Raw genomic sequence first — 23,862 nt, 5'->3', positions numbered from 1 at the left:
GTCGGGTGAGCCTCACGCCTGCCGACCGCCCCCACCGCCAGTCCCGGATCCGACGCGCGATCGCCGCGTCCGGCGTCGTCGGCGCGATCGGTCTCGGTGCGCTGACCACAGCCACCGTCGCCGCCGCCGCGCCCCTGCTCGGACCGGCCAGTTCGTTGCTGCCCGGCAGCAGCAGCGCCGTACCGTCCGGCCCGGCGGTCAGTGCAGGCACCGGACGGCACGACGTCGTCTCCGGCGGGTCGTGACCGCCGCAGTGGACAAGGCCGCCAAGAGTTGGTCCATGTGGGGTGTGCGAGCGACGGTGGTGGTCACCGACCCCGACCTGCTCGACTCCGCGTGGCACCTGGTGCGCGGGCACCTCGCCGGCGCCGACGTCGTCGCCAGCGACACCCGCGAGGACGCCGAGGTGGCCCTGCTGAACGCGGCCGCCGGCCGGCCCCTGCGGGTGAGCACCGCGCTGGCGCAGCAGATCCGCCGGGCGCTCGAGGCCGCCGAACTCACCGACGGGGCCCTCGACCCCGTCGTCGGGGCGTCGCGACCGCACGCCTGGCGGTCCGTCGCGGTGCGCGGAGACGAGGTCACGCTGCCCGCCGACACCGCGCTCGACCTCTCCGCCACCTCCCGCGCGGTCACCGCGGACCGGTGCGCGGCGGAGGTCGCCACCCTGCTGGGCTGCGGGGTCCTGGTCAGCCTCGGTGGCGACGTCTCCACCGCGGGACCGGAACCCGAGTCGGGCTGGCAGATCAAGGTCGAGGACCTGCCCGGCGATCCGTCCTGCCAGGTGTCCATCCCGTCCGGCTCCGGACTGGCCACCGCCAGCACGGTCACTCCCCTGCACCCGCAACCCGGCGACGGGCCGCGCTGGCGGACCGTCACCGTGGTCGCCGACTCGGCGTTCCGCGCCGCGGCCGTCGCCAGGGCTGCCGTGCGCCGCGACGCCGACGCGACCGCCTGGATCGACGGGCTGGGCCTGCCCGCGCGACTGGTGGACCGCGACTTCCGGGTCACCCGGCTCGGCGGCTGGCCGTGACCGGCGGCACCGTCGCTCAGTCCTGGACCTGCACCGAGTAGCCAGCGGCATCGAGTACCGCCAGTACCTGCGCACGGTGGTCGGGTCCGCGGGTCTCGACCGTCAGCAGCACCTCCACCTCGTCGAGGTCCAGGGTTCCGCTGGTGCGTGAGTGCCACACGTCGACGACGCTCGCGCCGGAAGCGCTGACCTCCTGCAACAGTGCGGTCAGGCCGCCGGGCCGGTCCGGGATCCGCACGCGCACCGCGAGGTAGCGTCCGACCGCCCCGAGACCGTGGGTGAGCACGTGGGTGAGCAGCAGCGGGTCGATGTTGCCGCCGGAGAGCACCGCGCACACCGGCCCGTCGGCCGCCAGCAGCGCCGGATCCACGGTCAGCAGCGCCGCGACCGCCGCCGCGCCTGCCGGTTCCACGACCACCTTGGCCCGTTCCATGCACAGCAGCAGTGCCCGCGAGAGCGCGTCCTCGGTAACCGTGACCACCTCGTCGACGAGCGCCGCGACGTGTGCGAACGGCACCGCCCCCGGCAGCCCGACCGCGATGCCGTCCGCGATCGTCGACCGCGACGGCGCCGCCACCGGGTGGCCCGCGGCCAGCGAACCCGGCCACGACGCGGCCCGCTCGGCCTGCACCCCGACAACCCGCACGGACGGACGGGCCGCCGCCACCGCGGCCGCGATGCCGGCCAGCAGTCCCCCGCCGCCGAGCGGCACGACGACGGTGCCGACGTCCGGCAGCTGGTCGAGGATCTCCGTGCCGACGCTCGCCTGGCCGGCGACCACGTCCGGGTGGTCGAAGGGATGGATGAGGACCGCGCCGGTCCGCTCGGCGTACTCGTGCGCGGCAAGCAGTGCGTCGTCGACGCTCGCACCCTGCAGGTGGACTGTCGCGCCGTACCCTCGGGTCGCGACGAGCTTGGGAAGCGACGCCCCGACCGGCATGAACACGGTCGCGGTGATCCCCAGCAGGCGCGCCGCCCAGGCCACCCCCTGCGCGTGGTTGCCCGCGCTGGCCGCCACCACCCCGCGGGCCCGCTGCGTCGGGCTCAGGTTCGCCATCCGGCAGTAGGCGCCGCGCACCTTGAACGATCCTGTGTGCTGGAGGTTCTCGCACTTGAGCAGGACCTCGTGACCGGTCCGCTCGGACAGCACCCGGGACTGCAGCATCGGGGTCCGGCGCACCACCGGCCGCAGCAGCGCCGCGGCCTCCGCGATCTGTTCCCGTGTCACCAGCTCCATCACGCCACCCTAGGCGGCGATGCCGCTCGTGCGCGGTTGACGGGTCCGTGGACACGTCAACCGCGCACGAGCAGCGGCGCGGCCTACGCCAGGGCCTGTTCCACGTCCGCGAGCAGGTCCGCGGCGTCCTCGATGCCGACGGACAGGCGCACCAGGTCGTCCGGCACCTCCAGGGCCGACCCTGCGGTCGACGCGTGCGTCATCGCGCCGGGGTGCTCGATCAGTGACTCGACGCCGCCGAGCGACTCGGCGAGCGTGAAGATCTCGGTGCGCGAGCAGAAGTCGAGCGCCGCCTGCTTGCCGCCTGCCAGCCGGACCGAGATCATGCCGCCGAACCGGCGCATCTGCTTGTCGGCGACCTTGTGGCCCGGGTGCGACTCGAGGCCGGGGTAGATCACCTGGGAGACCGCGGCGTGCCCGCTGAGCAGTTCGACGATCTTCTCGGCGTTGTCGCAGTGCCGGTCCATCCGCAGCGCCAGGGTCTTGATGCCGCGCAGGGTCAGGAACGCGTCGAACGGGCCGGGCACCGCGCCTGCGCCGTTCTGCAGGAAGGCGAACTTCTCGTCCAGCTCCTGCTCGTTGGTCACCAGCGCGCCGCCGACCACGTCGGAGTGCCCGCCGATGTACTTGGTGGTCGAGTGCAGCACCACGTCGGCGCCGAGCGAGAGCGGCTGCTGCAGGTACGGCGAGGCAAAGGTGTTGTCCACCACCAGCTTCGCACCGGCGGCGTGCGCGACCTCGGCCACCGCCTCGATGTCACCGATGTTGAGCAGGGGGTTGGTCGGCGTCTCGACCCACACCAGCTTGGTGTTCGGCCGGATCGCGGCGCGGATGGCGTCGACGTCGGCGACCGCGGCCGGGGTGTGCTCGATGCCCCACTGCGAGAACACCTTGTCGATCAGCCGGAAGGTTCCGCCGTAGGCGTCGTCGGGGATGACCAGGTGGTCGCCCGGCCGCAGCACCGACCGCAGCAGGCAGTCGGTCGCCGCCATGCCCGAGGCGAAGGCCCGGCCGAAGGTGCCGGACTCGATGGCCGCGAGGTTGGCCTCGAGCGGCCTGCGGGTCGGATTGCCGGTGCGGGCGTACTCGAATCCGTTGCGCATGCCGCCGACGCCGTCCTGGGCGAAGGTGGAACTCGCGTAGATCGGCACGTTGACCGCACCGGTCTGCGGGTCCGGCTCGTAGCCGGCGTGGATGGCCTTTGTGGAGAATCCCTGCTCGCTCATGCCGACCAGCCTAGCCAGCCCCGCCCCGAGGGACCGGGCGACCGGAAGGGCCGCCCGGTCCGTCGAAGGCTACGACCCGGCGCTGAGGAAGCCGAGCAGGTCGTGCCGGGTGATGACGCCGACCGGCTTGCCGTCCTCGACCACCATCAGCGCGTCGGAGTCGCCGAGCGCCTTGGTCGCGGCGGTGACCGGCTCGCCGGCGCCGATCAGCGGGAACGGCGCACTCATGTGCTTCTCGACGGAGTCCGCAAGCTGCGCGCGGCCCTCGAACACCGCGGAGAGCAGGTCCCGCTCGGTGACGCTGCCCGCCACCTCGCCTGCCATCACGGGCGGCTCGGCGCCGACCACCGGCATCTGCGAGACGCCGTACTCGCGCAGGATCTCGATGGCGTCGCGCAGCGTCTCGGACGGGTGGGTGTGCACGAGGTCCGGCAGCGCGCCGGACTTGGCGCGCAGCACGTCCCCGACGGTCGGCTCGTCGACGGAGCCGTCGAGCCGGGTGCGCAGGAAGCCGTAGGAGGACATCCACTTGTCGTTGAAGATCTTCGACAGGTAGCCGCGGCCGCCGTCGGGCAGCAGCACCACGATCACCGCGTCGGGCTCGCGCTCGGCGACGCGCAGCGCGGCCACCACGGCCATGCCGCAGGAGCCGCCGACCAGCAGCCCCTCCTCGCGGGCGAGGCGACGGGTCATGTCGAAGGAGTCGGCGTCGGAGACGGCGATGATCTCGTCCGGGATCGACGGGTCGTAGGCGGACGGCCAGAAGTCCTCGCCGACGCCCTCGACCAGGTACGGCCTGCCGGTGCCGCCGGAGTACACCGAGCCCTCGGGGTCCGCGCCGATGACCTTGACCTTGCCGCCGGAGACCTCCTTGAGGTAGCGGCCGGTGCCGGTGATGGTGCCGCCGGTGCCGACGCCTGCGACGAAGTGCGTCACCTTGCCCTCGGTGTCCCGCCAGATCTCGGGTCCGGTGGTCTCGTAGTGGCTCGCGGGCCCGCCCGGGTTGGAGTACTGGTTGGGCTTCCAGCCGCCGGGCAGCTCGCGGGCCAGCCGGTCGGAGACGTTGTAGTAGCTGTCCGGGTGCTCGGGGGCGACCGCGGTCGGGCACACCACGACCTCGGCGCCGTACGCCTTGAGCACGTTGCGCTTGTCCTCGCTGACCTTGTCCGGGCAGACGAAGACGCACTTGTAGCCGCGCTGCTGCGCCACCAGGGCCAACCCGATGCCGGTGTTGCCCGACGTCGGCTCGACGATGGTGCCGCCGGGCTTGAGCTCGCCGGACGCCTCGGCCGCGTCGATCATCTTGACGGCGATCCGGTCCTTGGAGCTGCCGCCCGGGTTCAGGTACTCGATCTTGGCCGCCACCAGCCCGGAGCCCGGTGCGACCACCGAGTTCAGCTTGACCAGCGGGGTGTTTCCGATGAGGTCCACGACATGATCCGCGATGCGCATGTGACCATCGTCCCAGAGCGCGCCGTCTCGGCAACACCTGGTATGCGGACCCTCGGCGCCCGCGCCCCCTCCCGCTGACCGGGACGACAGCTGCTTTCCCACCGACGTCCGACCGTCGCGGCGCCGCCACGCGCTCCCGGCGGCGCGGTCCGGTACGCGAACCCGACTGTCCGCCAGCCATTTTCCACACCGGCGCGACTTCGCGTCGCGCGACCGGACGGTTGCCTCGCGGGCCGAACCCCCGGCGCCCGAACCGGCGGCCGGGGCGCCGAAAATCCTCGATCCCGGACGGCCTCGCCGGTACCCGAAGCGCGCCACGTAACGTCTGACCCAAACCACAGGGTGCGGGGCACCGCCCACGCACCCTCAAGAACAAGAAGAAGGAGTTCTCATGCCTGAGGCCGTCATTGTCTCCGCCGTGCGCTCGCCCATCGGCCGGGCCGGCAAGGGTTCGCTCAAGGACATGCGTCCGGACGATCTGGCCGCCCAGATGGTCGCCGCCGCCCTCGCGAAGATCCCGGAGCTCGACCCCACCGAGATCGACGACCTGCTCATGGGCTGTGGCCAGCCCGGTGGCCAGTCCGGCTACAACATCGGCCGCGTCACCGCCGTGAACCTGGGCTACGACTTCCTGCCCGGCGTCACCGTCAACCGCTACTGCTCCTCCTCGCTGCAGACCACCCGGATGGCCATGCACGCCATCCGCGCGGGCGAGGGCGACGTGTTCATCTCGGCCGGCGTCGAGTCCGTGTCCAGCTTCGCCACCGGCAACGCCGACGGCTGGCCCAACACGAAGAACCCGAAGTACGCCGAGGCCATGGAGCGCTCCGCGAAGGAAGCCGAGGGCGGCATCGCCTGGTCCGACCCGCGCGACAAGGGCCTGATCCCGGACGTCTACCTGGGCATGGGCCAGACCGCCGAGAACGTGGCGTCGCTGACCGGCATCAGCCGTGAGGACCAGGACCGCTGGGGCGTCCGCAGCCAGAACCGCGCGGAGGACGCCATCAACCGTGGCTTCTTCGCCAACGAGATCACCCCGGTCACCCTCGCCGACGGCACCGTCGTGAGCACCGACGACGGCCCGCGCGCCGGCACCGCGTACGAGAAGATCAGCCAGCTCAAGCCGGTCTTCCGTCCCGACGGCACCGTCACCGCCGGCAACGCCTGCCCGCTCAACGACGGCGCGGCCGCGCTCGTCATCATGAGCGACACCAAGGCGAAGGCCCTCGGCCTGACCCCCCTCGCGCGCATCGTCTCCACCGCCGCGACCGGCCTGTCCCCCGAGATCATGGGCCTGGGCCCGATCGAGGCCGTCAAGAAGGCCCTCGGCTACGCGAACATGTCGGTCTCCGACATCGACCTGTTCGAGATCAACGAGGCGTTCGCGGTGCAGGTCATCGGCTCCGCCCGTGCGCTGAACCTCGACGAGGACAAGATCAACATCTCCGGTGGCGCGATCGCCCTGGGCCACCCGTTCGGCATGACCGGTGCCCGCATCACCAACACCCTGCTCAACAACCTGCGTGAGCAGGACAAGACCTTCGGCGTCGAGACCATGTGCGTCGGCGGCGGCCAGGGCATGGCGATGGTGCTCGAGCGCCTCAGCTAGTTCCTCTGCTCCACCGCGAACGGGCGGTTACCGGGACAACGACCGAGAGGTCCTACCGGTAACCGCCCGTTCGTCGTCTGTGGACAACGTCGCGGGTTGTGCACAGGTCACCCGGCACCCGTGTGCGGTGGTGCGGGGCACGGCAGGGTGAGGCGATGGGGACCTTCGACGCGCCGTTCAGGGGTTCGACAGCCATCGCAAGCGGCGGCCTGACCGAGCACCAACTCCGCCACGACTTCACCCGCCTCTACCGCGACGTCTACGTGGCCAGGCAGGTCGACGTCACCGCCGCCGTGCGGGCCAGGGCCGCCTGGGTCTACGCCGGCCCGGACGCGGTCCTGACGGGGTTCTCTACGCCGGCCCGGACGCGGTCCTGACGGGGTTCTCTGCGGCGGCGCTGCACGGGTCCAGGTGGATCGACGCGTCCGCGCCCGCCGAGGTGATCAGGTCGGGCCATTACCGGCCGGCCCCGAACCTGCTCCTGCTCGACTTCCGCCTCGAACCCGGCGAGAGCACCTTCGTCGAGGACATACGGGTTGCAACGCCGGCGCGGGCGGCGTTCGACCTCGGCCGACGGCTGCCCCGCCGTGAGGCGATCGTCGCCCTCGACGGACTCTGCCACGCCACCGGTCTGAAGCCCGAGGAGGTCGGCATGCTCGCGGACCGGCATCCGGGTGCCCGCGGGATCGCCGCGCTGCGGTCGCTCCTCGTCGACGTCGACGGCGGTGCCGAATCCCCGCCCGAGACCCACACCCGCCTCACGCTGGTCGACTCCGGGCTGCCCCGACCGGAGACACAGATCGTGCTCTTCGGGACGGCCGGCTGGGAGTTCGCCCGCGCAGACCTGGGCTGGCGGGAGTGGCGGGTGCTCGTCGAGTACGACGGCGAACACCACTGGAAGGAGCGCCGTCAGCGGGCGTGGGACATCGAGCGTCTGGCGAGGATCGAGGCGCTGGGCTGGACCGTGGTGCGGGTCGGGGCGGAGCTGCTCTACGACCGCCCCGGCGTGCTGGTCCGCCGGGTTCGCGACGCGCTGCGCACAGCGGGGGCGCCGGTATGACGACGAACGGGCGGTTACCGGGGAGGCCTCTCGGCCGTTGTCCCGGCAACCGCCCGTTCGGGGGTTGAGCGCGCGCTACTAGTCGCTGTTGAAGTAGGTCAGCAGGCGCAGGATCTCGACGTAGAGCCACACCAGCGTGACGGTGAGGCCGAACGCGACGCCCCAGGCGGCCTTCTCCGGCGCCTGCGCGCGGATCAGCTGGTCGGCGGCGTCGAAGTCGAGCAGGAAGCTGAACGCCGCGATGCCGATGCAGACGAGGCTGAAGATGATCGCCATCGTGCCGCCGTCGCGCAGGCCGAGCCCGCCCTCGGTGAAGAAGCCGGCGATCAGGTTGCCGAGTGCGAGGACGACGACGCCGATGAGGGCGCCGATGATCATCCGGGTGAGCCGCGGGGTGACGCGGATGGCGCCGGTCTTGTAGACCACCAGCATGCCGAAGAACACGCCGAAGGTACCGAGGACCGCCTGCGCGATGAGGGTCGCGCCGCCGACGCCACCGAAGGTGATGTCGGTGAACATGAACGACAGCGCGCCGAGGAAGACGCCCTCCGCCACCGCGTACGCGAGGACGATCGCCGGGTTGTCCATCTTCCGGCCGAACGTGGCGACCAGCACCAGCACGAGGCCGACGAGGCCGCCGCCGATCACGAACGGCGTCGCCAGGCTCGTGTCGCTGTTGACCAGGAAGTAGGAGACGATCGCGGAGATCGTCAGCACACCGAGCGTGATGCCGGTCTTGGTGACGACGTCGTCGATGGTCATGGCCGGCTGGGCCGGACCGGTGGTGTAGGGCTCGGCCTGGGTGTACTGCGGCTGGCCGAACTGCTGAGTCATCTGCCCGGCGCCCGCCGTGGCAGAACCGAACGAGGCGTATCCGCTGCCCTCCTGCTTGGGGAGGTTGCGGAACACCGGGTTGCTGGAGGTGCGCACCGTGCGTGTCCCTTCATTCAACGGGAAAGTCCCGTTTGGGTGGATCGTCTGCTCTTGAAACGACTGGCGCCCGCCGGATAGTTCCCGCACGCGGGGACAAACTCACCGGAAGGACAAATCGGACTCTACCGTCCGGGTCGGCCGTTCCGCGCGTCCACTACGCGCCCCTGACGGACCGCGAGACGGTGAACTTCGAGTTGCGCGCGATCTGCTCGGTCGGCCCGACGGACGAGCGCAGTGGGCCCTTGTAGCCCAGGTGCGAGTTGTAGACCGTCCACAGTTCGCCGCCCGGACTCAGCACCCGGCCCGCGGCACGGAACATCGACAGCGCTCCCCCGGTGTGCACGGCGGCGCCGACGTGGAAGGGCGGGTTGCACACGATCAGGTCCGCCGAGGCATCGGCGAGGGTGGCCATGGCGTCGTCGCGCAGGGCGGTCACCCGGTCGCCGACGCCGTTGGCGTGGGCGGTGGCGGCCGCCGAGGCGACGGCCGCGGCGGACTGGTCGGTGGCGATCACGGACAGGCCGGGTCGCGCCTTCGCGAGGCTGACAGCCAGGATCCCGGTCCCGCAGCCCAGATCGACGGCCGTCGCGGCGTCGGGCGCCATCCGGGGCAGGTGGTCGAGCAGGAAGCGGGTCCCGATGTCGAGTTTGGTGCCGGCGAAGGCGGCGCCGTGCGCGAGCACCTCGAGGTCGAGTTCGGCGAGTCGTTCCCGGCGCGGGTAGCCGGGCGTCGCCGGCACCGGACGGGTGCCACGCGCGACCAGCACGCGCGCCTTCTGCCGGCCGAGGCTGGCGTGGACATCCACGAAGCTGCGTGCGAGCACCTCGTTCATCGCCACCGACAGGTGCTTGACGCGGCCGCCCGCGAAGACCACGACATCCGGATCCGCGTACCGCGCAATCGCTTCCGCAATCTCCTCGAGCTCGGCCAGACCACGGGGCAACTGCATGAGGACCACCGTCGCACCGGCGAGGAGGTCCGCGTCGAGTGGGCAGGCGCGGTAGCTCTGCGCCAGGCCGGCCCGGGCCGCGTTGGCCGCGAGGGCCTGTTCGCCGGTGAGCGGGTCCTGGTGCACCCGTGGTTCGAGCACCCCGAACCCCGCGACGGCCCCGAGGGTCAGCGCGCCGTAGCGGTCGCCGATCACCGCGACCGTACCGGGCTCCGCGGCGAGCAGCGCGGCGGCCGCCTCGTCGAGGATCAGTCGGTCGGCGCCGTCGACCGCGAACAGGTTGGGCGCCTCGACGTCGGGGAAACGTCGCAGCTGGGACAGGAGCTCTTCGGGGACCGGCACGGCACCCAGTGTTTCATCGGTCAGGCGTTGCGGCCGAGCCAGGTGACGGAGACGCCGCGGTCGCTCAGCCAGGCGCCCGGATCGACCTTGTCGCCGTTCGCGTCCCAGACCTCGAAGTGCAGGTGCGGGCCGGTGGACTGGCCACGGTTGCCCACGGTCGCGATCTGGTCACCGGCGCTGACCCGCTGGCCCTCGTACACCTGGTAGTCGTTGATGTGGCCGTAGACGGTGATGGTGCCGTCGTCGGCCTGCACTCGCACCCACTGCCCGAATCCGGAGGCGGCGCCGGCGGAGATGACGGTGCCGTCGGTGGCCGCGAGAATCGGGGTGCCGATCGGCGCGGCGATGTCCAGGCCGCCGTGGTGCGCGCCCCAGCGGGAGCCGAAGTCGGAGGTCAGGGTGCCGGACACCGGCTGCACGGTGCGCGCCTTGAACGCGGACTTGAGCGGCGCGGTCGTCTTGATCTGCTCGTCCACCCACTGCTTGGCGGCGTCGACCCCGGGACCGAGGTCCGGGAGGGCGAGGGGCGAACCCATGTCGATCTGAGGGGCCGCGGGGGCCGACTGAGCGGCGGGCGCGGACTGGGTGACGGGAGCCGAGGGGGTGGTGGGCGTCTGCTGCAGCCCGAAGCCCTCGGGAAGGACGATCCCCTCGGGGAGCGCGATGCCCTCGGGAAGGGCGATGGTGGTCGGCAGTTCGATGCCTGCGGGCAGCAGGCCCGCGGGCAGGTCGGGGAGCGTGATGACGGGGGCGGCGGACGCGGTCGCCGCGCTCAGCTGTGCGCCACCCGCGAGGACGGCGCCGGTGGCGACGGCGACCGTCGCAGCCTTGACACCCACACCGGCGTGTGGAGCAGGTGCGCGGTGACGACCGCGAGCGGCCTCGGAGTCGATGCTGAACGCGGAAGGCCGACTGCTCGACCTGCGGTGATCGCTCACGATAAGAACCTCGTCCACTCGGTTGGGGCCGACCTCGGTAACGGTCCGCGCCTTGTCCGGGAACGAATGTAACAAAACGATATCGAGCTCGTCCACCGTAATGGAATCTTGACCTTGTAACGCGTTCCTGGCCCGGGGAGGGGCCTTTCTGATATGTATTCGCCCATGAAGAAGACGATCGTCGCAGCTCTCGCCGCTGCCACGTTATTGCTGGCAGGTTGCGGTTCCGACTCGGGTGAGACCACCCCCGAAACCACCACCGCATCGGCGTCGGTGACGACGCCGAACGAGAACACGTCCGACACGGATTCGGCCACCACCCCCGCGGACGCACCCGCGGACGCGCCGGCCGAGTCCCCCGCACAGGCCCCCGCTCCGGCCCCCGCACCCGCAGGCGGGGAAGACGCACCCGCGGGCGACGGCGGCGCCACGAGCCCGGCCGGGGCCGACCTCTACGCCTCGACCTGCGCGGACATGTCCGAGTACCTCGAGATCAAGGGCGTCACGTCGCCCCAGGAGCGCGCCGACACGATCAAGTCCCTGATGGAGTCGGTCGAGCCCAGCGCCGAGTGGGCCGAGTACTCCGAGGCCCAGCGGGACCAGATCCGCAAGGCGGCCGCCGCCGCACAGGAAGGTAAGTGCTGACCGCAGCGCGCACCGACCACTGAACGAAACGAGGCGCCCCCGGAGTACCGGGGGCGCCTCGCGCAAATCTGGAGTTACCGTCGTGGGCCGTCAGGTCACCAGGTGACCGCGACGCCGCGCTGCTGCAGCCACGCCCCGGGATCGACCTGGTTCCCGGCCGGGTCCCACACCTCGAAGTGCAGGTGCGGCCCGGTCGACTGACCGCGGTTGCCGACGGTCGCAATCTGCTGGCCGGCGGCGACCCGCTGGCCGACGTTGACGAGGTGCTCGTTGATGTGGCCGTAGACGGTCACGGTGCCGTCGTCGTGACGCACCCGCACCCACAGCCCGAACCCGGAGGCCGGACCGGCGGAGATGATCTCGCCGTCGGCGGCGGAGAGCACCGGGGTGCCGATTCCCGCCGCGATGTCGATGCCGCCGTGATGGGAGCCCCAGCGTGCCCCGTAGCCGGAGGACAGGGTTCCGGACACCGGCTGCACGGTGAGCGCGCGGGACGGCGCGGCGGGCATGAGGTTCTTGACCTGATCGTCGAACCAGCGCTGCGCGGCGGCGGCGGGGTCGGTCAGGGCGGGAGCCGCAGGCAGGGCGGGCAGCTCGACCGCGGGGAGAGCGGGCATTGCGGGCAACCCGACCGGGGCGGCCGATGCGGTGGCGATGCCGGAGGGTGCGGTGCCGACCAGGATGGCGCCTGCGACTGCGGCGACCGCGGCACCCTTGATGCGGCCCGATCCGGTGGAGCGATTGAACGTGCTGCGGAGAACTCCCACAGTGATCACCTCGTCTTTGTTGGCTGGGCCCGGGTCTCGGAAGTTGCAGATCCGGGCTTTCGTTGCCGACAAAGTTACGAACTGATCTCAATCCTGTCGATCGTGACCAACCTGTTATCGAAAATTGATCTTGATATACGCTGTACTATGATAGGCAACAGGCGCTGGTCAGCGAACTATTGCAACGATGCGCATCAATTGGAGTGATCTGCGACACTCGGGCGGCCGAACGGCCTGTTGGGGCCCGATATCGGCGCCCGCGGGGCGGGTCACACGCCGGGGTATCGGCGGGACGGAAGGTGACCGGCGCCGCACTCTAGGCAGACGTGAGTGCGGCGCCCGAGTCGCGGCGAACAGGCGCACGCTTCCCATCCGACGAGGCACCGGCTCAGCCCGAGCGGGTGCCCGTTCGGGCAGTGATCCGGCGCCGGCTCGACGTAGGGACCATGCCCTAAGCGCAATCAGGATCGAACTCACGTTCTATACTTGCTAAATCTGGCCACGCGGGCGGCGGAGGGAAGCCCGCAGCCCGCGCCAGAACCCGGCGATGTATAGGCGCATGGACAAGCGCCTGAAAGCGGGGTCTGAAGAGACTCTCTGGTATGCATACCGGATGAATAAGCGGTCCGCACCCATCGAGCGTCAGCCGATGAAGCCAATGCAGACGTGGGAAACGCTGCAGGTTGATGTTCTTGACGCGATCGTTCTCGACCCGCGCAACGTCCGATTGGGTTACCCAGCGGAAGCCGCTCAGGACGAGATCATCTTTGACCTTTTCAAGAATGAGCAGGTACTCGCGCTCGTCGAGAACATCGCCAAGGTCGGCCTTCTCGAACATGAGCTTCCGGTCGTCCTGGATCGCGATGGCGAACTCGTCGTCGTCGAGGGGAATCGCCGGGCCGCAGCCCTGAAGGCGATTCAGAATCCGATGCTTGTCCCCGAGTTCCAGGCCCGTATCGAGAGGCTCGTCGCGGACATCCCCGATCGCAGCGACCTGAAAGTGATCACGGTCCGGAAGGCGCCCACTCAGGCCGAGGCCGAGAAGCTAATCGCCGCACTCCACACTGGGGCTCAGCGGCGCCCGTGGTCACCGACGCGGAGGGCAGAGTTCTTTCAGGCGAAGGTCGATGCTGGCGAGACGCTCGGCGACCTCATCGCCTCGTATCCAACAATCGACGTGCGGACGTACGTCCACGATGCGCAACTCATGCGACTGTTCCGTTCAGCGGACTTCTCCGACGCCACACTGAAGGATTACCTCAGTAGCCGGCGATTCCCAGTCAATACTTTTGCGCGACTGTATGACAACGACAGCTTCCTCAGGCTCGCTCGAGTGACTATCGATCCAGCGACTGAGATCGCCAGCGTCGCACCGCCATTCACCAGATTCTCTGAATTGATCGAGAAGGTTGTCGCTGATATCCAGAGCAAGGCCATCACAACCCGAGTGCTGAACAAGCAGACGGGAACCGGTTACAAGAAGTACATGCTTGAATTGGAGCAGTTTCTTAGCCAGTTTGCGGAAGACCCTGAAGATACCGCGGAGGCATCAGCACGGTCCCGAGGTCAGGACGGGAGCGGCGGGGGCAACCCGTCAGGCGAATCGTCGTCTACCGACACGCCGCCTGAGTCTCACCCCGGGGGCGCGTCGAGTGTCGCCAGTGCGGACGCTGCGGGATCTAGCCCGTCCGGCAAGGCGTCTAGCCCGTCCGGCAAGCCGACCGGCCCGACCGGCAAGGCGGAAGGCCACGAAAATGGCGACGATGCAACGCCAGTCGCGAGTGACAAGAGCAAGCCCCGGCCCCGCGCAAAGAGACTCCCCATCTACCTCAACAACACCGATTCGCTGGTAGTGCCAGGCCCGTGGCCAGAAGCGATGCACGCCACGTACGCCGAACTCAGAACCCTGAACTACCGGGTGTTCCCGACGGCGATGATGGACTTGCTTCGAACCGTCCTAGAGAAGACCATCAAGGCCTACGTCCAGGCTCAGGGGACGAGTGTGCGGGCCGAACTTCACCGAAAGAAGAAGCCCATCAACGGCAGCTTCGAGCAGTTGGGAGACTGCCTCACCTACCTCGAACTGCACCTGGAGGAGCGCAAAGAAAACGGGCTCTTGCAGGTTGTGCGGAAGCTTAAATCCTCCAAGGTCGACTCTTGGGCGGTGTCGGCAACCCACCTGAACGCCCTCAACCATAACCCGCACATCTGTGCATCAGCCTCCGAGGTCGAGAACATGTGGACGGCAATGTCCAGCCTGATCCGGTTTATGCTTGCGCCATGACCGTCGCCACACCATTCGGCTCGAAAGCGCGTAGGCGCGTTGCGATCTCGCCACTCAGATACCCGGGCGGCAAGGGATCGCTCTACGAACCGCTCCAGCGACTCATCCGGACGAACGGGCTCGCGGGTGGGACCTACGTCGAACCGTACGCAGGAGGAGCAGGTGCGGCGCTTGCGCTTCTCGTGACCGGGCAGATGGAGCGCATCGTAATCAATGATCTCGATCCCGCGGTTTACGCCTTCTGGCGGTCACTCGTCAGCAACCCGAGAGAGTTCAGCGAACGCGTGGCTGAGGTGGACCTCACCATCGAGGAGTGGGAACGGCAGAAGCGGATCTATCTCGAAGCTGACCGTGACAGCTACGACGAGCTCGGTTTCGCGACGTTCTATCTCAACCGAACGAACCGATCCGGGGTCTTGAACGGCGGTCCGATCGGCGGCAAGGACCAAACCGGAAACTACAAGATTGACGCGAGATTCAATCGAGACGGGCTCCGAGAGCGGATCCGTCTGATCGGGTTGTATGCGAACAAGATCAAGGTGACAAACCGGGACGGACGAGCCGTGATCCGGTCATATGCGCAATCCGCTCGCACGCTGATCTATGCAGATCCGCCGTACTTCGAGAAGGCTGGTTCCCTCTACATGAACTCCTTCCTGCCAGCAGACCATCGCAAATTAGCGGAGTGCCTCAACGCTCACTCGTCAGCGAACTGGATATTGACATATGACAATGTTCCTCAAGTTGGGGAGTTGTATGCCGACCGGCGCCGAGAGGTGTTCTCGCTCAATTACTCCGCGCACCGCGTAGTCAAGGCGAACGAAACAATGGTCTACTCCGACGCTATCAATATTGACTACTGACGCCTCACCTGTTGAGCCTCAACCCACCAATGTGTCGGGCCACGCGCGCTCACTCCCCTTGCTGGACGACCCCGCCGCGGAGCTGCCGGCCGCGCGGCGTCGACAGGCCGAGGACCGCCTGCGGATCGGCGGGGCGTGGCAGGACTCGGGGTATGTCGTCCTCAACGAGGAGGGTACGGCGATGTCCCCCGGCGCGATCTCATCGCGTTTGGATGCACGCCGTGCGCCGGGCCGGTTGGTCGACGATCCGGCTTCACGACGCCTGGCACACCTGCGCGATGCGTCTGCGGGGTGTGTCGACCGCGGTGATCGCAGCGTGGCTGGGTCACCCGTTGGCGGCACTCATTCTGGCGAAGTACGCGCACTCGCAGGACCCGGCGCTGGTGGCTTTCGCCAGTTCCGCCCCGGTTGTGAAATTCCGTGACAACCAAGGCACCTGACCGAACGGACTAGGACCCAGAAACAGGCCTGACCAGTGCCCCCAGTCGGACTCGAACCGACACTTGGCGGATTTTAAGTCCGCTGCCTCTGCCAATTGGGCTATGGGGGCGAGGTACCCCGCCCGCAGGCGGGGACCCTGAAGAAGACCTCAGACCAGCGAGTCCAGCACCGACAGCGCGATGCCGTCGAGGATGTCGTGCTCGCTGACGATCAGCTCGTCGATGCCGGCCCGGCGGGCCAGTTCCCGGCCGAGGACGTCGGCGACGACGGCACCGCCGCCGATGACGTCGACGCGGCCCGGGTGGATGGTGGCGATCGCGGCGCGCTGCTCGTGCGTCATGTGCAGCAGGCTGTGGTCGACCTCGTGCAGCCGCTCCAGCGACATTCGCGACAGGTGCACCTGCTCCGCGTCGTACTCCGGCAGGCCCAACGACACGGCGGCGAGGGTGGTCATCGTGCCCGCGACGCCGACCCAGGTGCGGGCCTGCTCGACGGGGACCCGGTCGAACGCCTCGGCGAGCTTCTCGGCCGCGAAGGCCTGCGCCGCCTCGACCTGGTCGGCCGTCGGCGGGTCGTCGTGCAGGCAGCGTTCGGTGAGACGGACACAGCCGATGTCGGTGGAGTACGCGGCGTGCACCCCTTCCCCGTCGCCGAGGACCAGCTCGGTGGAACCGCCACCGAGGTCCACGACGACGAAAGGCCCTGCCGCCGGGTCGAGTTCACCGACCGCGCCGGCAAACGACAGCCGCGCCTCCTCGTCGCCCGAGATCACCTCGGCCTGCGCGCCCGGGATCACCGCACCGAGCACCTCGCGGGTCATCGCGAAGAAGTCCTCGCGGTTCGCGGCGTCCCGGGTGGCCGACGTCGCGACCATCCGCACCGCGCCCGCCCCGGACGCCCGGATCATCCCGGCGTACTCCTCGAGGGCGACGCGGGTGCGCTCGATCGCCTCGGGCGCGAACTGCCCGGTGGCGTCGACGCCCTGCCCCAGCCGGACCACCCGCATCTCGCGATGCACGTCGCGGAGCCGGCCGTCCTCGGTCGCGTCGGCGACGAGCAGTCGGATCGAGTTGGTGCCGCAGTCGATCGCCGCGACGCGGGTCATTCGCCCGCCGCCGCCGTCGGCGGCTGGTACTTCGGCCAGTCGGCCGGGATCGCGGTCCCACGCAGCTTGCCCTCGGCGGCCAGCGCCACCGACTCGTCACCGAGCGGGTTGACGCCAGGCCCCTTGGCCAGCGAGTGCGCCATCAGCACGTGCAGGCACTTGACCCGGTCCGGCATGCCGCCGCCGGTGAAATCTGTTCCGAGAGACTCGATCTCGTTTCGCTCGGCCAGGTAGGACTCATACGCCCGCCGGTACGCAGCGGCGAGTTCCGGGTCCGTGCCCAGGCGCTCGGTCATCTCCCGCATCACGCCGGCGGACTCCTGCCGGCTCGCCTCCGCGGTGAGCCGCGGGTCCGTCAAGTAGTACAGCGTGGGGAACGGCGTGCCGTCGGGCAGCCGCGGCGCGGTCTTCACCACGCCGGGACGGCCGTCCGGGGCGCGGTACGCGATGGCGAGCACGCCTCGCGGGTCGCGACCCAGCTGCGCGGCGACCGCGTCCAGATCCGCCTGGGGAATCTCGGGGGTGGAATTGTTTTCGGTCGGCTCCGTCACCGGACTGGCCCTCCTTGTTGATCAGGCATGGTCATCGATCCCGCCGGGGCCGGCCCGGGCGGCGGTGGTGCGGTCGGCAGCGATGCCGGACCGACGGGCGCAGGCTCCGGCTCGGGCTGCGGCTCGACGATCGGGCGCCACAGGTTGGTGTACCAGGGGTCGCCGGTGTGCTTGGGCTTGTTCACCGTCTCCACCGGCGGCGCAACCGCACCGGGAAGTTGCACCTGGTAAGGGGTTTCGCCCGGCATCACGTACTGCAGGCGGTCACGGGCCTGCGCCTTGATGTGCGCCGGGTCGTCGTTCTGCTGCTTCTCCCGGGTCAGCCGGGCGACGTCTTCCTCGAGCTGGATCTTGGCGGCCGCCACCTGCTCGGCGTCGGCGCGCTGGGTGAGGTAGGTGCGTAGCGGCATCGCCAGGGTCAACGCCAGCGCGCACACCACCATGGCCAGCACCACCGCGCGGGCGGTGGACAGGCCCATGAAGGTCCGCTCCGGCTTGCCGGACACGTCGCGCCGCCGCGAACTCCGCGCCCCCACCAGCTTCTCGGTCGGTGAGGTGCCACCGAGATCCGGCGAGGCGGCGCCGTCGGCGCCGCGGGCGCCCGACGCGGCAGGTCCGGTCGGGCGGGCCCGCGACGGACGCCGCGTACCCGCCCCGTCGCGTTCGCGACGGGGCTCCCGACCACCCGGGCTCTTCCCCGGGCGTGACCTACCGCGTTGGTTCACTTCCGAAATTCCTCTGCTGCGGTCAGCTCGCGGAGCCGTCGAAGGAGAAGCGCGGGAACGCGACCTCGCCTGCGTAGCGGGCCGCGTCGCCGAGGTTCTCCTCGATGCGCAGCAGCTGGTTGTACTTGGCGACGCGCTCGGACCGGGCCGGGGCGCCGGTCTTGATCTGGCCGCTGCCGACGGCGACGGCGAGGTCGGCGATGGTGGTGTCCTCGGTCTCTCCGGACCGGTGGCTCATCATCGTCTTGTAGCCGTTGCGGTGCGCGAGGTCGACGGCGTCGAGGGTCTCGGTGAGCGTGCCGATCTGGTTCACCTTCACCAGCAGCGCGTTCGCGGCGCCCTTGACGATGCCCTCTTCGAGGCGCTCCGGGTTGGTGACGAACAGGTCGTCGCCCACGAGCTGAACCTTGTCGCCGATCTGCTCGGTCAGCGCGACCCAGCCCTCCCAGTCGTCCTCGTCGAGCGGATCCTCGATCGAGACGAGCGGGTACGCGGCGATCAGCTCGGCGTAGAACGCCGACATCTCGGCGGCCGTGCGGACCTTGCCCTCGAACTTGTAGCCGGAGCCCTTGGTGTAGAACTCCGTGGCCGCGACGTCGAGCGCCAGCGCCACGTCGGTGCCCAGGTTCAGGCCGGTCTTGGCGATGGCCTCGATGATCAGGTCCAGCGCTTCCTTGGTGCCCGCGACGTCGGGGGCGAATCCGCCCTCGTCACCGAGGCCGGTGGACAGGCCCTTGGCCTTGAGCACGGCCTTGAGCGAGTGGTACACCTCGGTGCCCCAGCGCAGCGACTCCTTGAAGGTGGCGGCACCGATCGGCGCGACCATGAACTCCTGGACGTCGACACCGGTGTCGGCATGCGCGCCACCGTTGAGGATGTTCATCATCGGGACCGGCAGGATGTGCGCGTTCGGTCCACCGACGTAGCGGTAGAGGTCCAGTCCGGAGGACTCGGCGCCGGCGCGGGCGACCGCGAGCGACGCGCCGAGCAGTGCGTTGGCGCCGAGGCGGGACTTGTCCGGGGTGCCGTCCAGGTCCAGCAGGGCCTGGTCGACCACGCGCTGCTCGGTGGCGTCCAGACCGATGATGGCGGGGGCGATCTCACCGAGGACAGCCTCGACGGCCTTCTCGACGCCCTTGCCGCCGTAGCGGGCTCCGCCGTCACGAAGCTCGACTGCCTCGTGCTCGCCGGTGGAGGCGCCGGACGGCACCGCGGCGCGCGCGAAGCTGCCGTCGTCGAGCAGCACCTCGACCTCCACCGTGGGGTTGCCCCGGGAATCGAGGATCTCGCGAGCTCCGACCTGCTCAATGATGGCCACGGATGGTTCTCCTTTTGGCGGCTTCGTTGTTGACGATTTTGCTCAATGGTGCCAGGTCTGAGGGCAACCGCGGCAATCGGCCGAAACGGACGACGTCGGGCGGCGTCGTCACGGCCGGGTGCCCACCGAGTACGCCGCCGCGCGGTCGCGGACCTCCGCCAGGTACGCGCCGGAGAGGTTGTAGGCCATCAATGCCCGCTGCCACCCGTCCGCAGTGGTCAGGTCCCCGCCCCGCGCGCACAGGTAGCGGGCCGCGGTCAGCGACGCGTCGTCGATGCTGTCCGGGTCGACCACCCCGTCGCCGTTGGCGTCGACACCCCAGCGCTGCCAGGTCTCCGGGATGAACTGCAGCGGACCCATCGCGCGATCGTGCACCGCGTCGCCGTCCCGCAGGCCGCCGTCGGTGTCCGGGATCTCGGCCACACCGGGTCCGCCGTCGAGCGGGATCCCGCGAATCTGCGGGGACACGGCGCCGTCCGGCCCGACGCTGGAACCGCGGTGGGTCCCGTGCCTGCTCTCGACCCCGGCGATGCCGGCGATCGTGGTCCAACCGATCCCGCAGTCCGGCCGCGACTGCGCCATCACCGCGGCCGCGTAGCCGTACGCCTCGAGCGCGACGACGCCGATGCCGAGTTCGCCGGACTGCTCCTCGGCCCAGCCCCGCAACTGCTCGGCGGTTCGGCCGGGGGCGTCGACGTCGATGGGCGGCAGTGCCGCGCCGGGGCCCGGCGGGATGCCCTCCGGAATCGGCACGCGGGGCGCTCCCCCACAGCCGGCCAGCACCGCGGCGGCGGCCAACGCCGCCACGCTCCCGACGGCCCGCCTCTTCCATGGATTCACTCGCTCCATCATCCACAGTCGGCGGTGACCTGGACTGCGACATGCCGCGGCGCCGACCCGCCCAGAGGGTAAAGAAACACAAAAGTCCTGGTCGAGAGAGATTTTGGCTCGGCGCCGGGGTGTATCTTTTCGGTCGACATAAGGTTCGCCTTGCCTATCACCACCCAGGAGTGGCCGTGCTCATCCTCGCCGCCGGCGGCACACCGGGCATCGCCACCCAGCTGTTCGGCAGCGGACTGATCGGGGTCCGCGAGGGCCTCGAGACCGGCATCGTGGTGATGATCCTGGTGGCCTTCCTGGTCAAGTCGGACCGCCGGGACGCCCTGAAGTGGGTCTGGCTCGGCGTCGGCACGGCGGTCGCGATGGTCGTCGGCCTCTTCGTCGCCATCCACTTCGGCACCTCCACCGTCACCGGCACCGCCGCCGAACTGATCAGCGGTCTCGCGTCCCTGGTCGCGGTCGCGATCGTCACGGCGATGGTGCTGTGGATGCGCACGGCCGCGGCGTCCATATCCGGCCACCTGCGGGACGGGCTCGCCCGGGCGCTCGCGATCGGCCCGCTCGCGGTGGCGGCGATGGCCTTCTTCGCCGTCGGCCGCGAGGGGGTGGAGACCGCGCTGCTGCTGGTCGGCTACGCCGAGAACGCCGCGGGCAGCATCTGGCCGCTGGTCGGACTCGTGCTGGGCATCGCGATCGCCGCGGTGCTGACCGTGCTGCTCTACTTCGGCGCGGTGCGCATCGACTTCGCGAAGTTCTTCCGGTACACCGGCGTGTTCCTCGTCGTGGTCGCCGCCGGGATCCTCGCGTACGGCGTCCGGGCGCTGCAGATCGCCGGCTGGCTGCCGGGCGGGTCCACCCTCGCGTTCGACGTCTCCGGCGGCTTCGACATCTCCAGCTGGTACGGCACCGTCGCGCAGGGCATCTTCAACTTCCGGCCCGACCCGACGCTGCTGCAGGCGATCGCCTGGGTGACCTACCTGGTGGTGGTGCTGGCGCTGTTCCTGCGCCCCCTCACCCCCGAACCCGACGCGGCCCGTCCCGCTCCGCCCCAGCCCACCTCCGAAGTTCCCGTTTAACCGAAAGGCACGCCCGTGCGTCGTTCCACCACTGCCCTCGCCATGCTGGCGCTCACGCCGCTGGCCCTCGCCGCGTGCACCGCGAAGGCCGGGTCCGCCGACGCCGTCACGGTCACCGCCACGGACACCGCCTGCGAGATCTCCGCCGACAGCGCCGAGACCGGCAACACCACCTTCGAGATCACCAACAACGGCTCGAAGGTCACCGAGTTCTACGTCTACGGCGAGGGCGACCGGGTGATGGGCGAGGTGGAGAACGTCGGCCCGGGGCTGACCCGCAAGCTGATCGTCAACCTCGCCTCGGCGGGTACCTTCCACACCGCCTGCAAGCCGGGCATGGTCGGCGAGGGCATCCGCGCCGAGTTCACCGTCACCGGCGATTCCGCCGCCCCGACCGACGAGACCGGGCAGCTCGCCGAGGCCGCCGCGAACTACAAGCGGTACGTGCTCAGCCAGACCGTCGCGCTGCAGGAGACCGCCGGGAAGTTCGTGGCCGCGATCAAGGCCGGCGACGTCGAGGCCGCCAAGGCCCAGTACCCGACCACCCGCACCTACTACGAGCGGATCGAACCGATCGCGGAGTCCTTCCCCGACGACCTCGACCCCCGCCTCGACCTGCGCGAGGTGGACCTCGAGCCCGGCCAGCACTGGACCGGCTTCCACCGCCTGGAGAAGGACCTGTGGGCGCAGGGCCTGCAGCCCGACACCAACGCCATCGCCGACCAGCTGACGGCCGACCTGACCGAGCTCACCGACGGCATCGAGTCCGACGACTTCACCGTCGACCCGATCCAGGTGGCAGGCGGCGCCCAGACCCTGCTCGACGAGATCTCCCGCACCAAGATCACCGGCGAGGAGGACATCTTCTCGGGCACCGACCTGTGGGACTTCCAGGCCAACGTGGACGGCTCGCAGGCCGCGATCGCCTCGGTGCGCCCGATCCTCGACGAGCGCAACCCCGACCTCGGCACCCGGGTGGACCAGCGCTTCACCGAACTCGACGCCGCCCTCGCCGAGTTCCGGCTCGGCGACGGGTTCGTCCGCTACTCCGCCGTCACGGAGCCGCAGCGGCTGGCGCTCTCCCACAAGATCGACGCGCTGTCCGCCGAAGTGAGCCAGGTGCAGGGTGTCGTCGCCGGACGATAGGCCCGCGGGCCACGGCGGCATCTCGCGGCGACGGCTCTTCGGTGCCGTCGGGGCAGGTGCGGTGGCGGTCGGCGCCGGTGCCGCGCTCGGCCGGCTGACCGCACCCGACGCCGTCGCCGCCGAGCACAGCGAGGTGGTGCCCTTCCGCGGCGGAGTCCAGGCGGGCATCGTCACGCCCGCCCAGGACCGCATGCACTTCGCGGCCTTCGACGTGACAACCGAGTCGCGCGACGAACTGGTTGCGCTGCTGAAGAAGTGGACGCAGATGGCCGAGCGGATGACCGCGGGCCTCGAGACCACCGAGGGCGGCGCCGTCGACGGCGCCGAGTACCGCCCGCCGGACGACACGGGCGAGGCCCTCGACCTCGACGCCTGCCAGCTGACACTCACCATCGGCTTCGGGCCGTCGCTGTTCGTCGGTGCCGACGGAGCGGACCGCTTCGGCATCGCCGACAAGCGGCCTGCGCAGCTGGCGGACCTGCCCAAGTTCACCGGCGACGCGCTCGACCCGGCACGCAGCGGCGGCGACATCTGCATCCAGGCCTGCGCGAACGACCCGCAGGTGGCCGTGCACGCCATCCGCAACCTCGCCCGCGTCGGCTTCGGCACCGTCGCGCTGAAGTGGTCGCAGCTCGGATTCGGCCGCACCTCCTCGACCTCCACCTCGCAGACGACGCCACGAAACCTGTTCGGATTCAAGGACGGAACCCGCAACGTCAAGGCCGAGGAACCGGCGGCGCTCGCCGAACACGTCTGGGCCGCCCCGCTGGACGGTCAGCTGTGGATGGCCGGCGGCTCCTACCTGGTGGCCCGGCGCATCCGGATGCTGATCGAGCCGTGGGACCGCACCACCCTGCACGAGCAGGAACGGGTGATCGGTCGCAGCAAGGGCAGCGGCGCGCCACTGGGCGAGCGCGACGAGTTCGACCCGCTCGAGTTCGAGGCCAAGGGCGCAGGCGGCAAGCCGGTGATCGACGAGGACGCCCACGTGCGGCTGGCGTCGGCGGAGGCACTCGGCGGCATCCAGATCCTGCGCCGCGGCTACAACTTCACCGACGGCTCGGACGGTTTCGGCCACCTGGACGCCGGCCTGTTCTTCATCGCGTACTGCCGGGACCCGCAGGCGCAGTTCGTGCCGATGCAGCAGAACCTGGCCCGCAACGACGCACTGAACGAGTACATCAAGCACGTCGGGTCCGCGGTCTTCGCCGTGCCGCCGGGCGTCGGGGACGACGGCTACTGGGGCTCGACGCTGTTCGCCTGAACACGCAAAATGCCCGACGGCGCCCAACCGATCCCATATCCTGGGCCGAGCAGCGGAAGAC

At 69.9% G+C, this 23,862-nt stretch carries 24 protein-coding genes and 1 tRNA gene; 12 read left to right on the top strand and 13 right to left on the bottom strand.

The genetic code is table 11. The features are described from left to right. Nucleotides 1-5: 5 nt before the first annotated feature. Together ACFO6S_RS17685 and ACFO6S_RS17680 are read left to right on the top strand one after the other, a co-directional pair. Nucleotides 6-245, top strand: coding sequence for a hypothetical protein (locus ACFO6S_RS17685; protein ID WP_378419208.1), 240 nt, complete (start codon nucleotides 6-8; stop codon nucleotides 243-245). Next, nucleotides 242-1,030 (top strand): FAD:protein FMN transferase, encoded by a 789-nt coding sequence (locus tag ACFO6S_RS17680; protein WP_378419206.1) that lies wholly within the window; start codon nucleotides 242-244, stop codon nucleotides 1,028-1,030. Before ACFO6S_RS17685 ends, ACFO6S_RS17680 begins: the two co-directional genes overlap by 4 nt. Nucleotides 1,031-1,046: 16 nt before the next feature. Here the strand turns inward: ACFO6S_RS17680 and ilvA are convergent, their stop codons facing one another. The 3 genes from ilvA to ACFO6S_RS17665 all read right to left on the bottom strand — a co-directional run bounded on the left by ilvA (nucleotide 1,047) and on the right by ACFO6S_RS17665 (nucleotide 4,945). Next, nucleotides 1,047-2,267, bottom strand: coding sequence for a threonine ammonia-lyase (ilvA, locus tag ACFO6S_RS17675; RefSeq protein ID WP_378419205.1), 1,221 nt, complete (start codon nucleotides 2,265-2,267; stop codon nucleotides 1,047-1,049). Between the two features lie 83 nt (nucleotides 2,268-2,350). Continuing rightward, on the bottom strand, nucleotides 2,351-3,493 hold the full coding sequence (locus ACFO6S_RS17670) for a cystathionine gamma-synthase (protein WP_378419203.1): 1,143 nt from the start codon (nucleotides 3,491-3,493) through the stop codon (nucleotides 2,351-2,353). A 69-nt stretch (nucleotides 3,494-3,562) separates the two neighbouring features. Beyond that, nucleotides 3,563-4,945, bottom strand: coding sequence for a cystathionine beta-synthase (locus ACFO6S_RS17665; protein WP_378419201.1), 1,383 nt, complete (start codon nucleotides 4,943-4,945; stop codon nucleotides 3,563-3,565). A gap of 391 nt (nucleotides 4,946-5,336) precedes the next feature. Between ACFO6S_RS17665 and ACFO6S_RS17660 the strand changes: the two genes are divergently transcribed. The 3 genes from ACFO6S_RS17660 (at nucleotide 5,337) to ACFO6S_RS17650 (ending at nucleotide 7,614) form a co-directional block, all read left to right on the top strand. Further along, a complete protein-coding gene (locus ACFO6S_RS17660) occupies nucleotides 5,337-6,554 on the top strand; it encodes an acetyl-CoA C-acetyltransferase (RefSeq protein WP_378419199.1) in 1,218 nt (405 codons plus the stop codon). Nucleotides 6,555-6,709: 155 nt separating this feature from the next. Then, the gene (locus ACFO6S_RS17655; RefSeq protein WP_378419198.1) at nucleotides 6,710-6,931 is read left to right on the top strand and encodes a hypothetical protein; all 222 of its coding nucleotides are present in this window, start codon (nucleotides 6,710-6,712) and stop codon (nucleotides 6,929-6,931) included. 62 nt (nucleotides 6,932-6,993) lie between these two features. Then, nucleotides 6,994-7,614 carry an endonuclease domain-containing protein gene (locus ACFO6S_RS17650; RefSeq protein ID WP_378419196.1) on the top strand — a complete coding sequence of 207 codons (621 nt, stop codon included), beginning with the start codon at nucleotides 6,994-6,996 and terminating at the stop codon, nucleotides 7,612-7,614. A gap of 78 nt (nucleotides 7,615-7,692) precedes the next feature. Here the strand turns inward: ACFO6S_RS17650 and ACFO6S_RS17645 are convergent, their stop codons facing one another. The 3 genes from ACFO6S_RS17645 to ACFO6S_RS17635 all read right to left on the bottom strand — a co-directional run bounded on the left by ACFO6S_RS17645 (nucleotide 7,693) and on the right by ACFO6S_RS17635 (nucleotide 10,776). Beyond that, nucleotides 7,693-8,544 carry a Bax inhibitor-1/YccA family protein gene (locus tag ACFO6S_RS17645; protein ID WP_378419194.1) on the bottom strand — a complete coding sequence of 284 codons (852 nt, stop codon included), beginning with the start codon at nucleotides 8,542-8,544 and terminating at the stop codon, nucleotides 7,693-7,695. A gap of 157 nt (nucleotides 8,545-8,701) precedes the next feature. Next, complete coding sequence (locus tag ACFO6S_RS17640) at nucleotides 8,702-9,838, bottom strand: class I SAM-dependent methyltransferase (protein WP_378419192.1); 1,137 nt, start codon at nucleotides 9,836-9,838, stop codon at nucleotides 8,702-8,704. A gap of 20 nt (nucleotides 9,839-9,858) precedes the next feature. Continuing rightward, on the bottom strand, nucleotides 9,859-10,776 hold the full coding sequence (locus ACFO6S_RS17635; protein ID WP_378419191.1) for a M23 family metallopeptidase: 918 nt from the start codon (nucleotides 10,774-10,776) through the stop codon (nucleotides 9,859-9,861). 165 nt (nucleotides 10,777-10,941) lie between these two features. Here ACFO6S_RS17635 and ACFO6S_RS17630 point away from each other — a divergent pair, with 165 nt between their 5' ends. Further along, the gene (locus ACFO6S_RS17630) at nucleotides 10,942-11,421 is read left to right on the top strand and encodes a hypothetical protein (RefSeq protein ID WP_378419189.1); all 480 of its coding nucleotides are present in this window, start codon (nucleotides 10,942-10,944) and stop codon (nucleotides 11,419-11,421) included. Between the two features lie 95 nt (nucleotides 11,422-11,516). Here ACFO6S_RS17630 and ACFO6S_RS17625 read toward each other — a convergent pair whose 3' ends face one another. Next, nucleotides 11,517-12,188 carry a M23 family metallopeptidase gene (locus ACFO6S_RS17625; RefSeq protein ID WP_378419187.1) on the bottom strand — a complete coding sequence of 224 codons (672 nt, stop codon included), beginning with the start codon at nucleotides 12,186-12,188 and terminating at the stop codon, nucleotides 11,517-11,519. Nucleotides 12,189-12,747: 559 nt separating this feature from the next. Here ACFO6S_RS17625 and ACFO6S_RS17620 point away from each other — a divergent pair. The 3 genes from ACFO6S_RS17620 to ACFO6S_RS17610 all read left to right on the top strand — a co-directional run bounded on the left by ACFO6S_RS17620 (nucleotide 12,748) and on the right by ACFO6S_RS17610 (nucleotide 15,775). Continuing rightward, nucleotides 12,748-14,472 (top strand): hypothetical protein, encoded by a 1,725-nt coding sequence (locus tag ACFO6S_RS17620; RefSeq protein ID WP_378419185.1) that lies wholly within the window; start codon nucleotides 12,748-12,750, stop codon nucleotides 14,470-14,472. Next, complete coding sequence (locus ACFO6S_RS17615) at nucleotides 14,469-15,335, top strand: DNA adenine methylase (protein WP_378419183.1); 867 nt, start codon at nucleotides 14,469-14,471, stop codon at nucleotides 15,333-15,335. The genes ACFO6S_RS17620 and ACFO6S_RS17615 overlap by 4 nt, the downstream gene beginning before the upstream one ends. Before the next feature lie 212 nt (nucleotides 15,336-15,547). Continuing rightward, nucleotides 15,548-15,775 carry a site-specific integrase gene (locus tag ACFO6S_RS17610; RefSeq protein ID WP_378419181.1) on the top strand — a complete coding sequence of 76 codons (228 nt, stop codon included), beginning with the start codon at nucleotides 15,548-15,550 and terminating at the stop codon, nucleotides 15,773-15,775. A 36-nt stretch (nucleotides 15,776-15,811) separates the two neighbouring features. Here the strand turns inward: ACFO6S_RS17610 and ACFO6S_RS17605 are convergent. From ACFO6S_RS17605 to ACFO6S_RS17580, 6 genes are all read right to left on the bottom strand, one after another. Beyond that, nucleotides 15,812-15,885, bottom strand: a tRNA-Leu gene (locus ACFO6S_RS17605). Between the two features lie 39 nt (nucleotides 15,886-15,924). Continuing rightward, nucleotides 15,925-16,881: a Ppx/GppA phosphatase family protein gene (locus ACFO6S_RS17600; RefSeq protein ID WP_378419180.1), complete on the bottom strand. Its 957-nt coding sequence runs from the start codon at nucleotides 16,879-16,881 to the stop codon at nucleotides 15,925-15,927. Next, nucleotides 16,878-17,432, bottom strand: a complete 555-nt coding sequence (locus tag ACFO6S_RS17595; protein WP_378419178.1) for a DUF501 domain-containing protein — start codon at nucleotides 17,430-17,432, stop codon at nucleotides 16,878-16,880. Before ACFO6S_RS17595 ends, ACFO6S_RS17600 begins: the two co-directional genes overlap by 4 nt. After that, on the bottom strand, nucleotides 17,429-18,157 hold the full coding sequence (locus ACFO6S_RS17590) for an FtsB family cell division protein (RefSeq protein ID WP_378419176.1): 729 nt from the start codon (nucleotides 18,155-18,157) through the stop codon (nucleotides 17,429-17,431). The genes ACFO6S_RS17595 and ACFO6S_RS17590 overlap by 4 nt, the downstream gene beginning before the upstream one ends. Before the next feature lie 22 nt (nucleotides 18,158-18,179). Beyond that, entirely contained in the window at nucleotides 18,180-19,475 is a 1,296-nt protein-coding gene (gene eno, locus ACFO6S_RS17585; protein ID WP_378419174.1) for a phosphopyruvate hydratase, read from the bottom strand. Between the two features lie 108 nt (nucleotides 19,476-19,583). Next, entirely contained in the window at nucleotides 19,584-20,324 is a 741-nt protein-coding gene (locus ACFO6S_RS17580; protein ID WP_378419172.1) for a lytic transglycosylase domain-containing protein, read from the bottom strand. Nucleotides 20,325-20,491: 167 nt separating this feature from the next. Here ACFO6S_RS17580 and efeU point away from each other — a divergent pair, with 167 nt between their 5' ends. The 3 genes from efeU to efeB are packed head-to-tail and all read left to right on the top strand — an operon-like array spanning nucleotide 20,492 to nucleotide 23,801. Then, nucleotides 20,492-21,391, top strand: a complete 900-nt coding sequence (gene efeU / locus ACFO6S_RS17575) for an iron uptake transporter permease EfeU (protein WP_378419170.1) — start codon at nucleotides 20,492-20,494, stop codon at nucleotides 21,389-21,391. Between the two features lie 42 nt (nucleotides 21,392-21,433). Continuing rightward, the gene (gene efeO / locus ACFO6S_RS17570; RefSeq protein ID WP_378419458.1) at nucleotides 21,434-22,537 is read left to right on the top strand and encodes an iron uptake system protein EfeO; all 1,104 of its coding nucleotides are present in this window, start codon (nucleotides 21,434-21,436) and stop codon (nucleotides 22,535-22,537) included. Beyond that, on the top strand, nucleotides 22,518-23,801 hold the full coding sequence (efeB, locus tag ACFO6S_RS17565) for an iron uptake transporter deferrochelatase/peroxidase subunit (protein ID WP_378419168.1): 1,284 nt from the start codon (nucleotides 22,518-22,520) through the stop codon (nucleotides 23,799-23,801). The genes efeO and efeB overlap by 20 nt, the downstream gene beginning before the upstream one ends. The last annotated feature ends 61 nt before the right edge of the window (nucleotides 23,802-23,862 follow it).

It is taken from the genome of Rhodococcus kronopolitis, assembly GCF_042654025.1.
In the GTDB taxonomy this organism is placed as follows: domain Bacteria; phylum Actinomycetota; class Actinomycetes; order Mycobacteriales; family Mycobacteriaceae; genus Rhodococcus_G; species Rhodococcus_G kronopolitis.
This window is presented reverse-complemented; position numbering and strand designations above follow the sequence as displayed.

Bases quoted from the DNA above. Each gene is read 5' to 3' on its own strand.
- ACFO6S_RS17620 (WP_378419185.1), top strand. From the start codon at position 12,748: ATGGACAAGCGCCTGAAAGCGGGGTCTGAAGAGACTCTCTGGTATGCA.
- ACFO6S_RS17655 (WP_378419198.1), top strand. From the start codon at position 6,710: ATGGGGACCTTCGACGCGCCGTTCAGGGGTTCGACAGCCATCGCAAGC.
- ilvA (WP_378419205.1), bottom strand. From the start codon at position 2,267: ATGGAGCTGGTGACACGGGAACAGATCGCGGAGGCCGCGGCGCTGCTG.
- efeO (WP_378419458.1), top strand. From the start codon at position 21,434: ATGCTGGCGCTCACGCCGCTGGCCCTCGCCGCGTGCACCGCGAAGGCC.
- ACFO6S_RS17665 (WP_378419201.1), bottom strand. From the start codon at position 4,945: ATGCGCATCGCGGATCATGTCGTGGACCTCATCGGAAACACCCCGCTG.
- ACFO6S_RS17615 (WP_378419183.1), top strand. From the start codon at position 14,469: ATGACCGTCGCCACACCATTCGGCTCGAAAGCGCGTAGGCGCGTTGCG.
- ACFO6S_RS17660 (WP_378419199.1), top strand. From the start codon at position 5,337: ATGCCTGAGGCCGTCATTGTCTCCGCCGTGCGCTCGCCCATCGGCCGG.
- ACFO6S_RS17670 (WP_378419203.1), bottom strand. From the start codon at position 3,493: ATGAGCGAGCAGGGATTCTCCACAAAGGCCATCCACGCCGGCTACGAG.
- ACFO6S_RS17580 (WP_378419172.1), bottom strand. From the start codon at position 20,324: ATGGAGCGAGTGAATCCATGGAAGAGGCGGGCCGTCGGGAGCGTGGCG.
- ACFO6S_RS17610 (WP_378419181.1), top strand. From the start codon at position 15,548: ATGCACGCCGTGCGCCGGGCCGGTTGGTCGACGATCCGGCTTCACGAC.
- ACFO6S_RS17600 (WP_378419180.1), bottom strand. From the start codon at position 16,881: ATGACCCGCGTCGCGGCGATCGACTGCGGCACCAACTCGATCCGACTG.
- ACFO6S_RS17630 (WP_378419189.1), top strand. From the start codon at position 10,942: ATGAAGAAGACGATCGTCGCAGCTCTCGCCGCTGCCACGTTATTGCTG.